Below are 11,887 nucleotides of genomic sequence, written 5' to 3'. Positions count from 1 at the left end.
CCCAATCATTTTGAGGAACCCATGACAACCGCTTTGATCGTGATAGACGTGCAGCGCGCGCTGTTCGAGACGACTCCCGCGCCCGCCGATGCCGAGGCCGTGTTGGCGCGCATCAATGCGCTGGCCGAACGCGCCCGCGCAGCAGGCGCGCCCGTCATCTACGTGCAGCACGAAAGCCCTGGCAGCGCCATGGACCACGGCCTGCCGGGCTGGCAGCTGGACTTGCGGCTGCAGCCAGCGGATGGCGACGTCCGCGTGCGCAAGACTACGCCGGACTCTTTCCTGCGCACCGGTCTTGGCGATGCGCTGACTCAGGCCGGCGCCACGCAACTGGTTGTGTGCGGCTACGCCAGCGAGTTCTGCGTGGACACGACCGTGCGCCGCGCGGCGGCGCTGGGCTACCCCGTCAAGCTGGCCGCCGACGCCCACACCACTCAGGACAAGCCGCATGCGCCGGGTGCGCAGATCCGCGCGCATCACAACGCGACCTTGTCGTCCATCTCCAGTTTCGGCGTGAAGATCGCCGCCGTGCCCGCGGCGGACATCGTCTTCGGCGCCGCGACGGCGCGGTGAGCTCCATGGATCCCGAGCTGCTGTCGCTGCTGGTCACGCGCACCATGCCTTTCGGCAAGTACCAGGGGCGCCTGATCGCCGACCTGCCCGGACCATATCTGGCCTGGTTCGCGCGCAAGGGCTTTCCGCCGGGCGAGCTGGGGCGCCTGCTGGCCCTGATGCACGAGCTGGACCACAACGGGCTTTCGTCATTGCTGGCGCCGCTGCGCCAATCCGCGCCGAGGAAGTAGGGCGGCCCGCGTAGGGCGGCCCGCGTAGGGCGGCCTGGCGGGGAAACCGCGGGAAACAACTGTGGCGGATTGTGTAGCGTCTTGGCACGCCGCACTCTGGCGGCCGGGGATACGATAGGGCGGCGTGTCCAGGGCTGCGGTCCGCGTCCTGGATGTCAGTTCATTGAAAAGAGGTCGTCATGAAGAAACTCCACATTTCCGCCTTCCTGCTTGCCGCCCTGTGCGCGGCCGGCGCCGTGCAGGCGCAGAATGCGGCGCCCGTCACGCAGGAATACCAGTACCCCAGCGTACGCTCAAAGGATGGCAGCCTGTCGCCGCCTTCCACGCTGCGCATGACGGTCACGCCCGAATCCGGCTCCGCGCCCGCGGTCATCCGCGACACGCCGGAAAGCCAGGCCCAGTACGTGCGTTGCCGCGAGGTATCGGACCGCGCCGCCGTGTCGAACGCGCAGATGCAGGCCGGCGTGGCGCAGTGCCTGAAAGAGCTGGAGCAGCGCCGCCAGCAGTAAGAACTACACAGGCCGCCCAACGGGCGGCTTTCCGTTCTGGTCAAACGGTAATAATATTCAATCTCATCAACAGCGCTGCCCGCCGCGACGGAGCCGCCATCTTGACCGCCGCCCATCCCGAACCTGATTGGACCGTATCGGCCGCCACGCCCGCCATGTCGCTGGCGGGCGGCACGCTGCGCTTCGGTCGCGACGAGCGCGTGCAGGAGCGCCTGGAGCCGGGCCTGAAGCTGGTGCTCGTGCTGGACGGGGACCTGCGCTACAGCGTGCGCGGCGCCGCGCCCACCCGCGTAAGCGGGCCCGCGCTGCACCTGAGCGTGTGCCAGGACGCCATGGGCATGGAGCATGAGTTCGGCGCGCATCAGTCCTTGCGCTTCGTGTCCTTGCGCACGGGCCTGGACCATCTGCGCGAGGCCTTTTCCGTGGATCCGGCCCACTTGGCGGGCCTGCTGTGCGCGCCGCGGGCCGTAGGCGCCTACGCCGAGGCCAATATGCGGGCGGACCGCAAGCTGGAGGCCCTGGGCCACCAGATGCTGGCCTGCCCGGTGCAGGGCGCGCTCAAGCGCATGTACCTCTCGGCCAAGGCGCTGGAACTGGCCGCGCTGGCCCTGGGCGCGCTGCAGCCGGCGGAGCAGGTCGCGCCCATTCGCGGCCTGACGCGCGCCGACGTGGAACGCCTGCAATACGCGCGCGACCTGGTGGCGGCGAACCTGCAGGATCCGCCGTCCCTGCCCGAACTGGCGCGGCGCGCGGGCGTGAACGTCAACAAGCTCACCACCGGCTTTCGCAAGCTGTTTGGCCAGAGCGTCTACGCCTACGTGCGTGAACGACGTATGGAGCAGGCCCAGGTCCTGCTGGCCGAAGGCGCCTATACCGTATCCGAGGCGGCCTACGCCTGCGGCTATACCGATTCGCACTTCACCAAGGCGTTCCTGCGCCGCTACGGCGTGCTGCCCAGCAGCGTCGGGCCGGGCCGCTGAGGCGTCAAAACTTCCGCAATCGCCAGCAAGACTTCCGCAATCGCCAGCGCACGGCTGCCGTCATTCCTAGAATTACTTGAGAATTATTCTCAATAAAGTTCTAAGAGGACAGGCAGTGCAAAAACAGGTGAAAACGGGGGCGCCGCGCAGGAACGCGGCGCGGGCGCAGCATTGGCCGCTGTGGCTGGCGGTGGCGGTGACGGTGGCGCCAGCGCAGGCGCAGGAGGCCGCGTCGCTGCCGGCGGTGACGGTCAGCGGCGAGGGCGTGGCGCAGGACACGGCGACCCTCGGCAAGCTGCCGCTGACGCTGCGCGAGATTCCGCAGTCGGTGACGGTGATCGGGCAGGAGCGGATGCGCGAGCAGAACCTGCAAAGCCTGGACGAGGTGATGCAGCACGCCACCGGCATCACGGTGCAGCCCTATCAGCTGCTGACCACCGCGTACTACGCGCGCGGCTTCAAGGTGGATTCGTTCGAGCAGGACGGCGTGCCGGTGCTGATGGGCAACATGGCGGCATCGCCTCAGGACATGGCGGTGTACGAACGCGTGGAGATCCTGCGCGGCGCCAACGGCCTGATGCATGGCGCGGGCAATCCCGCCGCCACGGTGAACCTGGTGCGCAAGCGGCCGCAACGCGAGTTCTCGTTCAGCGGTTCCCTCAGCGCGGGAAGCTGGGACCGCTACCGCGCGGAGGCCGACCTGGGCGGTCCGTTGAACGATAGCGGCAGCGTGCGCGGCCGCATCGTCGGCGCCATGGAGGACCGCGGCTATTTCTATGACGTCGCGGATCAGCAGTCGGCCCTGCTCTACGCCATAGGCGAGGTGGACCTGGGGCCGGACACGGTGCTGTCCGCCGGCCTGCAGACCCAACGCATCCGCTCTACTACCAACATGGCCGGCGTGCCGCGCTACAAGGACGGCGGCGATATCGGCCTGAAGCGTTCGACCTACCTGGACGTGGCCTGGGACCGCTTCAACTGGGATACGACGCGCGTGTTCGCGGACCTGGAGCATCGCTTCGGCCAAGGCTGGAGCGCCAAGATCAGCGCCAATTACCTGACTGCGGACAGCAACCTGAAGTACGCAGGCGCATATGGCGCGATAGACCGCCAGACCGGGCTGGGTGCCTCCTTGATGGGCGCGGCCTACAAGTTCGACAACACGCAGGCCAGCGTGGACGCCTATGTCGGCGGCCCGGTGCAACTGTTCGGCCGGCGCCATGAACTATTGCTGGGCGGCAATGCCCAGCGCACTACGTCCGAGCAATACAGCGCGGACCTGACGCCCTATCCGAACGTGCCGGTCAACGTCTTCGACTGGGATCCGCACAGCGTGCCCGAGCCTGGCGTGGGGCCATACACCTCGCCCGGCGAAACGCGGCTCAAGCAGCAGGGCGTTTACGGCATGGGCCGCTTTTCGCTGGCCGATCCGGTGACGTTGGTGCTGGGCGGACGCATGAGCTGGTGGAACCAGAGCGCGCCTCGCGCGCGCCAGCGCATTGATCCGGAGTTCACGCCGTATGGCGGATTGATCGTGGACCTCGACCGTCAGTGGTCGCTATATGGCAGCTATGCGCAGGTCTTCCAGCCGCAGGGCGAGCTGACGCGCGACGGCAAGCCGCTGGATCCCATTACCGGCACCAACTACGAGGCCGGCGTCAAAGGCGAGCTGGCGGACGGCGCCTTGAACGTGTCGCTGGCCGTGTTTCAGATCCAGCAGAAGAACCGCGCGCAGGAGGACCCCGCCTGGCCGTGCGTGGGCCGCAACTGCTACTACATCTCGGGCGGGGAAGTGCGCAGCCGCGGCGTCGAGGCCGAAGCCTCCGGCAGCATTACGCCCTATTGGACAGTGGCCGCGGGCTACACCTTCAACACCAGCAAGTACCTGACGGATTCGGAATCCGGCGGACAGCCGTTCGCGCGCTTCACGCCCAAGCACATCTTCCGCGTATGGACCAACTATGCCTTGCCCGGCCTGGAGCGGCGGCTGAGCGTGGGCGGCGGGCTGCAAGTGCAGTCGGGCTACTCCACGGTGTCCGGTCCCGTCACGCTGCGCCAGGGCGGCTATGCGCTGGTGGACCTGCGCATGGCGTACCGGGTGGACAAGCACGTGACCGCGGCGCTCAACGTCAACAACCTGTTCGACCGCGGCTATTACCAGAGCCTGTCGGGTACGGCCTGGAACAACCGCTACGGCGAGCCCCGCAACGTCATGCTGACCCTGCGCGCCGAATACTGATGACCCGCGGCGGGCGCCGTCCGCGCGCGCCCGCCGGCAACCAGAAGGAGAGATCGATGAGTGCACCCGATACCGGACCGGTGTTCGACTGGCTGGACCACTTCGTGGCGCTGGGGCGCGAGGGCGCCATGCGCGATGTGGGGCGTTTGCGCCGGCTCGCGCCGCAGGACGAATGGCTGGTCGGCATCAAGGCCGTGGCCAGCGACGCCGACGTGCATGGCGATGTGTGGGAGCGCCACCCGGCGGGCGATGAAATGCTCTGCGTGTTGGAAGGGCGCGTGGTGGTCACACTGATGGCGGAAGACGGCGCCCAGACCGACATGCTGCTGGATACCCGGCGCAGCGCCATTGTGCCGCGCGGCGTGTGGCACCGCCTGCACGTCGCCTGTCCCGGCAAGATCCTGTTCGTGACGCCGGGGCAGGGCAGCGAACACCGCCGCGCGGATGCCGCCGCAATCCCGCAGCCCCTCGTCGAAGGAAATCTGAAGTGAACCGTATTGCAAACGCACGCATGTTCGTGATGATAGGCGCCTTGTATTTTTCCCAAGGCATACCGCTGGGCGTGGCCATGGAGGCTTTGCCCACGCTGCTGCGCCGCGACGGCGCGGACCTGCACGCGCTGGCCTGGCTGCCGCTGGTCGGCCTGCCGTGGGTGCTGAAGTTTCTGTGGGCGCCCGTGGTCGACAACCGCTGGACCCGCGCCCTGGGCCGGCGGCGCAGCTGGATCCTGCCGATGCAGGCCGTGGTCCTGGCCTGCCTGCTGGCGCTGTCTTGGCTGGGCATCGATGCCGCGGCGGCGGCCTGGGTGGTCGCCCTGATGGCGCTGGCGTCGTTGGCCAGCGCGACGCAGGACATCGCCACCGACGGCCTGACGGCCGAGCGCTTCCAGGGGCAGGATCTGGCGCGCGCCAATGCCGTGCAGGTGGGCGGCACCATGGTGGGCTTCTTCTTCGGCGGACCGGGTTGCCTGATGCTGGCGGGCCATATCGGACAGACCGGCGCGCTGCTGACCTTGGCGGCCGTGGTGGCGTTCAGCCTGCTGCTGGCGGCCGCCTGGCGTGAAACCGAACTGGCCATGTCCGCGGCCAGGCGGCGCGCCACGCTGGGCGCCTTCGTGCGCCGCCCCGGCGCCTGGGCTCTGGCCGCAGCCGCGTTCCTGTCGGCCATGACGGCGGTGGCGGGCTATGGCCTGTCCAAGTTGTTCCTGGTGGATGCGGGCTGGGCGGTCGAGGCCGTGGGGCGCGTCGGCATGGCGGGCGGCGTGGTGACGGTGCTGCTGGGCTGCGGCGGCGGCGCCTGGCTGATCGGCCGGCTGGGCGCGCGCGCGGTGCTGGCGCTGGGCCTGGCCGCCTCGGGCGCGGCTGCGCTGGCCTGGATGGCGCAGGCCCAGGGCTGGATGCTGGCGCAGGCGGGCACGGCCCTGGGCGCGCAGGCGCTGGGGGCGTTCGGCGCGGGCGCCGCGTCCGTGGCCCTGATGACGCTGGCCATGCGCTTTGCCAGCCGCGGCGAGCAGGCCGGCACCGACATGACCGCGGTGCAAAGCGCGCGCGACCTGGGCGAGATCCTGACCTCGTCCCTCATGACCGGGCTGGCGGCCCAGGTCGGCTACGTCGGGGGCTTTGCCAGCGGCCTGCTGGTGGCGGCCGCGACGCTGGCGTTCACGGCCAGGGCGCTGGCGCGCACGGGCTGATATGGCGATTCTGGCGGTTGCGGCTACACTTGTGCGCCGTTTTGCTTTCAGCACCAGAATTCCCCATGATTTCCACCGCATGCGGCGTCGACTTCGGCACGTCCAATTCCACCGTCGGCTGGAGCCGCCCCGATCAGCGCGCGCTCCTCGCCCTGGAAGACGGCAAGACCACCTTGCCCTCTGCCATTTTCTTCCATGACGAAGACGCCGAAGTCAGCTATGGCCGCGCCGCCATCTCCGACTATCTCGCGGGCTACGACGGGCGCCTGATGCGCTCGATGAAGAGCCTGCTGGGCAGCTCGCTGATCGACGGTTCGACGGAAGTGCAGGGCCGTTCGATTCCGTTCCGCGTCCTGCTCACGCGCTTCATCGCCGAACTCAAGCGCCGCGCCGAAACGGCGGCGGGGCGCGGCTTCACGCGCGCGGTGCTGGGCCGGCCGGTGTTCTTCGTGGACGACAATCCGGCCGCCGACCAGACCGCCCAGGACACGCTGGGCGAGATCGCGCGCAGCGTCGGCTTCACCGATATCGAATTCCAGTTCGAGCCGCTGGCCGCCGCATTCGACTACGAATCGCAGATCGACCGCGAAGAGCTGGTGCTGGTCATCGACATCGGCGGCGGTACCTCCGACTTTTCGCTGATCCGCCTGGGGCCCGGCCGCGCCAACAAGGCCGACCGCCGCGAGGACATCCTGGCCTACGGCGGCGTGCACATCGGCGGGGTGGACTTCGACAAGCAGCTCAGCCTGGCGCACGTGATGCCCATGCTGGGGCTGGGTAGCCAGTTGCGCAGCGGCAAGGACGTGCCGTCCACGCAATACGGCAACCTGGCCTGCTGGCACACCATCAACCAGGCCTATACCCGCAAGGCCGCCGAACACTTCGCCTACATCCGCGCCGAGGCCGGCGACCGCGAGAAGATCGATCTGCTGCTGAATCTGGTCAAACAGCGCGCCGGCCACTGGGTGGCGGTGCAGGTCGAAGAGGCCAAGATCGCGCTGTCCGAGACGCCCGCCGCGCGCATCGACCTGTCGCGCATCGCGCCGGAGCTGGGCGTGGACGTGACGCGCCCCTCGTTCGATGCCTGCGTGGGCCGCCTGATCGAAAAGGTCGAGACCACGGTGGGCGCGCTGTTGCGCGACGCCGGCGTATCGACCGCGGATGTGGACACGGTGTTCTTCACCGGCGGTTCCAGCCGCGTGCCGCGTCTGCGCGAATCCGTCTCGGCCCTGGTGCCGGGCGCGCGCAGCGTCGAAGGCGATCTGTTCGGCAGCATCGGCGCCGGCCTGGCGCTGGACGCCCGCCGCAAGTTCGGCTGAGCCGCTCAGGCGGCCAGCATCGAGGGTACGCGCGCCGCCAGCGCGTCGATGGCGGCGCGCGTCTTGGACGGCAGATAGCGCGCTTGCGGCCAAACGGCGTGCACCTCTTGCGCGGCCAGGCGATCGCCGTGCATCAGCACGTCCAGTTCGCCGGTGCGCACATAGTGCGTCAGCATCCAGCAGGGCAGCCAGGCGAGTCCTGCGCCAGCGATGGCGGCATCCGCAATGGCTTGCAGGTCGTCCACGCGCAGGCTGGGGCGCGGGCGCAGCTCCAGCTCCTGGCCGTCCGGCCCATTCAGCGCCCAGGCCTTGTCCACGCCGTTGCGCGTGTAGACGATGGCGGCATGCTGCCGCAGCTCGTCCACGGTGGTTGGACGGCCATGCGCCTGGATGTAGGCGGGCGCGGCCCCTATGCCCATGGTCTGCATGCCCAGCCTGCGCGCGGCCATGCTGGCGCTATCGGGCAGTTCGCCCACGCGGACGCCCAGATCGTAGCCTTCCTCGATCAGATCGACGACTCTGTCGTTGAATGAAATCTCGACCTGCAGCTGCGGATGCGCAAGCGCCAGTTCGCGCAGCACGGGTGCGACGCAATGCCGGCCGAACACCAGCGGCGCGCTGACCCGCAGACGCCCCTGGGGCTCGCGGCGGCCGCTGTCCAGCTCGGCCTCGGCGGTTTGCAGTTCGGCCAGCGCGCGCACGCAACGGTCGTAGTAGGCCTGGCCATCGTCGGTCAGGCTTTGCTGGCGGGTGGTGCGGTGGAACAGCCTGGCGCCCAGCCGCGCCTCCAGCCGTGCGATGGACTTGCCCACCGCGGAGCGCGTGAGGTTCAGGCGTTCCGCCGCCAGCGCGAAGCTGCCGGCTTCCACGGCCTGCACGAAGACTTCGATGCCGCTCAGGCGGTCATACGTGATCGCGGTCGCCATCATGGACTCCCTGTTTGTTATTGGTTCCTATGGCGATCCGATGAAATGAAAAATATTCGCCACTAGGGAAATTGATTCCCATATATCTTATCGGTACTTGGCCGCCACGGGTAGCCGTCTCAAGGCAAGAAAGCCCCGAGGGGCTGCAAGCCGAAGGCGCAGCGGGGCGGCCATTCTTGAATCGATACAGGAGAAACAACATGCAGGCATACACCGTCACCAGCGGCAAGGACATCGCTTCGCTGGAGCGCGTTACGCGCCAGCCGCGCAGCCTGGGTCCCTTGGAGCTGCGCGTGCGCATCAAGGCCGTGTCGCTGAACTATCGCGACCTGATGGTGGCGCGCGGCAATTATCTGAAGGCTGCGGGCGAGCCGGTCATTCCCGCCTCGGATGCTGCCGGCGAGGTGATCGAGGTAGGGACGGGCGTGACCCGCTTCAAGGTCGGCGACCGCGTCATGGGCGCGTTCATGCCGGATTGGATCGACGGCGAGCCCACTCCCGCCACGGTGGCGCTGGCGCCCGGCGCCGCCACCGACGGCCTGCTGTCCACCGAGAGCATTTTTGCCGAGCATGCCCTGGTCGCCACCCCGGCCTCCTTGAGCGACGAGCAGGCCTCGACCCTGCCGTGCGCCGCCGTCACGGCATGGAACGCGCTGTTCGTCGCCGGACGCGCCAAGGCGGGCCAGACGGCGCTGTTCCTGGGCACCGGGGGCGTTTCCATCTGGGGCCTGCAACTGGCCAAGGCGGCCGGCATGCGCGCCATCATCACCTCGTCCAGCGCCGACAAGCTGGCCCGCGCGCGCGAACTGGGCGCGGACCTGACGATCAACTACCGCGAAACGCCGCAATGGCAGGACGAAGTGCTGCGCCTGACCGGCGGCGAGGGCGCGCACGTGGTGGTGGAAGTGGGCGGCGAAGGCACGCTCGAACGTTCCGTGGCGGCTGCGCGCATGGGCGGCACCATTGCGGTCATCGGCGGCGTCAGCGGCTTCGCAGCCGTGCCGGTTGCGCCCCTGGCCCTGATCGCGGGCGTCAAGCGGCTGGAAGGCATCTTCGTCGGCAGCCGCAAGATGCTCGAGGACGTGGCGCGTTTCGTCGACGTGTCGCGCATCGCGCCCGTCATCGACCGCGTCTACCCCTTTGCCGAGGCACGCGAGGCGTTCGAGCACCTGGCGTCGGGCCGGCACTTCGGGAAGCTCGTCATCCGGGTCGCGGAGTAGGCGTCATCGGGGGAGGCGGGCGGCGATGGTAAGCTCGGGCTGCCCGCGCGGACTGGCCATCATCCGCGCGTCCCTTGAGGTATCCGACCCGCCATGACCCGCAAGCCCGACTCCCATCTCGAAGAAAAACTCGTCGCCAGCGAGGCGCCATACAACGGCGCCTTCCTGAAGATCCGCCGCGACACGGTCAGCCTGCCCAACGGCAACACGGCCACGCGCGAGTACGTGGTGCATCCGGGCGCGGTGGTGGTGATCCCCCTGCTGGACGATGGCCGGGTCCTGCTGGAGCGGCAGTTCCGCTATCCCATCGGACGCGTGATGACCGAGTTCCCGGCCGGAAAGCTGGATCCGGGCGAGGATCCGCTGGCCTGCGGCAAGCGCGAGCTGCTGGAGGAAACCGGCTATGCCGCGGATCAGTGGGCGCATGCGGGGGCGCTGCACCTGGCCATCGCCTATTCCACCGAGATCATCCACATCTACTTCGCCCGCGGCCTGCGCGCCGGGCCGCGCCAACTGGACCAGGACGAATTCCTGGATGTGATCAGCGCGGACCCCGCCGAACTGATCGCCGCCTGCGCCAAGGGCGAGGTCACCGACGCCAAGACGCTGACCTGCGTGCTGTGGATGCAGAACGTGCTGTCCGGCGCCTGGCAGCTGGACTGGCAGGACAACGCGGGCTGAGGCCCGCGCGGGATCTGTCCAGCCATGTCCGCTTTTCCCGTTCTGGTGCTGCCAGCCGGCCTGCGCTTCGACGCGCCGGCCGATACCTCCGTGTTGCTGGCGGCGCAGGCGGCCGGCATCAAGCTGCCCAGCTCGTGCCGCAACGGCACTTGCCGCGCCTGCATGTGCCTGTTGCTGGAAGGCGAGATCTCGTACCGCATCGAGTGGCCGGGGCTGTCGCGCGACGAAAAGGAAGAGGGCTGGATCCTGCCCTGCGTGGCGCGGGCGGAATCGGCCCTGGAAATCCAGGCGCCGCTGGCCGCGCCGATCGAGGCCGCGCCTCAGGCACAGCCGCGCCCGCTCACCGGGGCGCGGCGCTAGCGCCTGCAATCAGCGCCGCGGCGGCCGTGGCGAGGCCCATTCCCAGCGCCATGCCGGCAGCCATGCCGCCGAACGGCGCGGCGCCCGCGGCCAGCGCCGCCGCCATGCCCCATTGAGCCCCCGCCAGCATGCCCAGTCCCATCGCCAGCGCGCAGGCCAGCCGCGCGGCCAGGCGGGGCGCGCCCGGCAGCGGCAATAGCGCGGCAATCAGCATGGCTGCGCTGCTGGCGGGCATCAGGGCCGCATGGCGCCACGCTTGTTCCAGCAGCCCGCCGGACGCTCCGCACAGGCTGGCCAGCAGCGCCGCCGGCGTGCGCAGCGTGTCCGCCCACAACCCCGCGGCCATGGCCGCGGTGCAGGCCAGCCACAGGAAGGCCGCGTCGGAGGCCATGCTGACGGCGCGGCCGGGCTTGCGCCTAGCCGCAGGCGTGGCAGGCGTGCGCCCGGGCGTCGTCGTAGCGGTCATGGTGGCGTACCCAGTCGCCCAGGTTGAAGTGCGGGCCGTTCTCGTTGCGGCCCAGGGGCGCCAATTCCAGGTAGTTGTAGGCTCCGGCCAGCCTTTCCACGCCGCGCGAGAAGCTTGAGTAGGTGTGGAAGATCTCGCCGTCCGGGTCGCGGAAGAAAGCGCTGGCGCCGGAGTTTTCCTCCATGCTGCCGTCGGCCTTGGGTACGGAAGCCTGCAGGTCGAAATTGAAGTCGCTGCCTTCGGACGAGTACCAGGGAAACTGCCAGCCCATGCGTCGCTTGAATGCCTCCAGCTTGGCGTAGGGGGCTCGCGACACGGCGACCACCGTCACGTCATGCTGGCGCAGGTGCATGATCGCGCTGTCCATGTGGTCGGCCAGGAACGAGCAGCCCACGCAGCCTTCCTCCCAGTCCGGGCCGAACATGAAGTGGTAGACGATAAGCTGGCTCCTGCCCTGGAACAGTCCGGCCAGATCCACGGAGCCGGCGGCGCCCTGGAAGCGGTAGGGCTTGTCCACCTTGACCCAGGGCAGGGCCATGCGCTCGCGGGCCAGGGCGTCCTGGGCCCGCGTCAGTTCTTTTTCGCGCCGCAACAGCGCCTCGCGCGCGATGTCCCATTGCGCTCGGGATACGACGGGGTGATCGGTCTGCATCGTGTGTCTCCTTGGATCGGGCCGGCAGGCCCGGATAGGGCG

General features: G+C 68.9%; 14 protein-coding genes. 11 read left to right on the top strand and 3 right to left on the bottom strand.

Going from position 1 to position 11,887, the window contains the following annotated elements:
- Nucleotides 1–21: 21 nt before the first annotated feature.
- The 8 genes from ACZ5YA_RS09645 (at nucleotide 22) to ACZ5YA_RS09610 (ending at nucleotide 7,540) form a co-directional block, all read left to right on the top strand.
- Nucleotides 22–573, top strand: a complete 552-nt coding sequence (locus tag ACZ5YA_RS09645; RefSeq protein ID WP_464092419.1) for a cysteine hydrolase family protein — start codon at nucleotides 22–24, stop codon at nucleotides 571–573.
- A 5-nt stretch (nucleotides 574–578) separates the two neighbouring features.
- Entirely contained in the window at nucleotides 579–803 is a 225-nt protein-coding gene (locus ACZ5YA_RS09640) for a DUF3820 family protein (RefSeq protein WP_059379955.1), read from the top strand.
- 179 nt (nucleotides 804–982) lie between these two features.
- Nucleotides 983–1,312: a hypothetical protein gene (locus ACZ5YA_RS09635; RefSeq protein WP_059379954.1), complete on the top strand. Its 330-nt coding sequence runs from the start codon at nucleotides 983–985 to the stop codon at nucleotides 1,310–1,312.
- Nucleotides 1,313–1,413: 101 nt separating this feature from the next.
- The gene (locus tag ACZ5YA_RS09630) at nucleotides 1,414–2,292 is read left to right on the top strand and encodes a helix-turn-helix transcriptional regulator (RefSeq protein ID WP_306636757.1); all 879 of its coding nucleotides are present in this window, start codon (nucleotides 1,414–1,416) and stop codon (nucleotides 2,290–2,292) included.
- 190 nt (nucleotides 2,293–2,482) lie between these two features.
- Nucleotides 2,483–4,531: a TonB-dependent siderophore receptor gene (locus ACZ5YA_RS09625; RefSeq protein WP_464092844.1), complete on the top strand. Its 2,049-nt coding sequence runs from the start codon at nucleotides 2,483–2,485 to the stop codon at nucleotides 4,529–4,531.
- Nucleotides 4,532–4,587: 56 nt separating this feature from the next.
- Entirely contained in the window at nucleotides 4,588–5,022 is a 435-nt protein-coding gene (locus ACZ5YA_RS09620) for a cupin domain-containing protein (RefSeq protein WP_118934325.1), read from the top strand.
- Between the two features lie 20 nt (nucleotides 5,023–5,042).
- Nucleotides 5,043–6,221: a RhtX/FptX family siderophore transporter gene (locus tag ACZ5YA_RS09615; protein ID WP_464092843.1), complete on the top strand. Its 1,179-nt coding sequence runs from the start codon at nucleotides 5,043–5,045 to the stop codon at nucleotides 6,219–6,221.
- Between the two features lie 65 nt (nucleotides 6,222–6,286).
- Entirely contained in the window at nucleotides 6,287–7,540 is a 1,254-nt protein-coding gene (locus ACZ5YA_RS09610) for an Hsp70 family protein (protein WP_059379952.1), read from the top strand.
- Nucleotides 7,541–7,545: 5 nt separating this feature from the next.
- Here ACZ5YA_RS09610 and ACZ5YA_RS09605 read toward each other — a convergent pair whose 3' ends face one another.
- A complete protein-coding gene (locus tag ACZ5YA_RS09605) occupies nucleotides 7,546–8,466 on the bottom strand; it encodes a LysR substrate-binding domain-containing protein (protein WP_464092842.1) in 921 nt (306 codons plus the stop codon).
- A gap of 200 nt (nucleotides 8,467–8,666) precedes the next feature.
- On the opposite strand from ACZ5YA_RS09605, the gene ACZ5YA_RS09600 reads away from it, so the two are divergent.
- From ACZ5YA_RS09600 to ACZ5YA_RS09590, 3 genes are all read left to right on the top strand, one after another.
- Nucleotides 8,667–9,686: a zinc-dependent alcohol dehydrogenase family protein gene (locus ACZ5YA_RS09600; RefSeq protein WP_280015071.1), complete on the top strand. Its 1,020-nt coding sequence runs from the start codon at nucleotides 8,667–8,669 to the stop codon at nucleotides 9,684–9,686.
- Between the two features lie 93 nt (nucleotides 9,687–9,779).
- Nucleotides 9,780–10,367 (top strand): NUDIX domain-containing protein, encoded by a 588-nt coding sequence (locus ACZ5YA_RS09595; RefSeq protein WP_059379951.1) that lies wholly within the window; start codon nucleotides 9,780–9,782, stop codon nucleotides 10,365–10,367.
- A gap of 24 nt (nucleotides 10,368–10,391) precedes the next feature.
- Nucleotides 10,392–10,727 (top strand): 2Fe-2S iron-sulfur cluster-binding protein, encoded by a 336-nt coding sequence (locus tag ACZ5YA_RS09590; protein ID WP_059379950.1) that lies wholly within the window; start codon nucleotides 10,392–10,394, stop codon nucleotides 10,725–10,727.
- On the opposite strand, the gene ACZ5YA_RS09585 is transcribed toward ACZ5YA_RS09590, so the two are convergent.
- The gene (locus ACZ5YA_RS09585) at nucleotides 10,708–11,193 is read right to left on the bottom strand and encodes a hypothetical protein (protein ID WP_464092418.1); all 486 of its coding nucleotides are present in this window, start codon (nucleotides 11,191–11,193) and stop codon (nucleotides 10,708–10,710) included. The genes ACZ5YA_RS09590 and ACZ5YA_RS09585 overlap by 20 nt on opposite strands.
- On the bottom strand, nucleotides 11,144–11,845 hold the full coding sequence (locus ACZ5YA_RS09580) for a DUF899 domain-containing protein (RefSeq protein ID WP_059379949.1): 702 nt from the start codon (nucleotides 11,843–11,845) through the stop codon (nucleotides 11,144–11,146). Before ACZ5YA_RS09580 ends, ACZ5YA_RS09585 begins: the two co-directional genes overlap by 50 nt.
- Nucleotides 11,846–11,887 lie beyond the last annotated feature (42 nt).

This window comes from Achromobacter sp. JCM 18799 (genome assembly GCF_055395645.1).
This window is presented reverse-complemented; position numbering and strand designations above follow the sequence as displayed.

Excerpts from the sequence above, each read along its gene's own strand:
- ACZ5YA_RS09645 (WP_464092419.1), top strand. The coding sequence starts at position 22 with ATGACAACCGCTTTGATCGTGATAGACGTGCAGCGCGCGCTGTTCGAG.
- ACZ5YA_RS09640 (WP_059379955.1), top strand. The coding sequence starts at position 579 with ATGGATCCCGAGCTGCTGTCGCTGCTGGTCACGCGCACCATGCCTTTC.
- ACZ5YA_RS09635 (WP_059379954.1), top strand. The coding sequence starts at position 983 with ATGAAGAAACTCCACATTTCCGCCTTCCTGCTTGCCGCCCTGTGCGCG.
- ACZ5YA_RS09620 (WP_118934325.1), top strand. The coding sequence starts at position 4,588 with ATGAGTGCACCCGATACCGGACCGGTGTTCGACTGGCTGGACCACTTC.
- ACZ5YA_RS09615 (WP_464092843.1), top strand. The coding sequence starts at position 5,043 with ATGTTCGTGATGATAGGCGCCTTGTATTTTTCCCAAGGCATACCGCTG.
- ACZ5YA_RS09610 (WP_059379952.1), top strand. The coding sequence starts at position 6,287 with ATGATTTCCACCGCATGCGGCGTCGACTTCGGCACGTCCAATTCCACC.
- ACZ5YA_RS09605 (WP_464092842.1), bottom strand. The coding sequence starts at position 8,466 with ATGGCGACCGCGATCACGTATGACCGCCTGAGCGGCATCGAAGTCTTC.
- ACZ5YA_RS09600 (WP_280015071.1), top strand. The coding sequence starts at position 8,667 with ATGCAGGCATACACCGTCACCAGCGGCAAGGACATCGCTTCGCTGGAG.
- ACZ5YA_RS09595 (WP_059379951.1), top strand. The coding sequence starts at position 9,780 with ATGACCCGCAAGCCCGACTCCCATCTCGAAGAAAAACTCGTCGCCAGC.
- ACZ5YA_RS09590 (WP_059379950.1), top strand. The coding sequence starts at position 10,392 with ATGTCCGCTTTTCCCGTTCTGGTGCTGCCAGCCGGCCTGCGCTTCGAC.
- ACZ5YA_RS09585 (WP_464092418.1), bottom strand. The coding sequence starts at position 11,193 with ATGACCGCTACGACGACGCCCGGGCGCACGCCTGCCACGCCTGCGGCT.
- ACZ5YA_RS09580 (WP_059379949.1), bottom strand. The coding sequence starts at position 11,845 with ATGCAGACCGATCACCCCGTCGTATCCCGAGCGCAATGGGACATCGCG.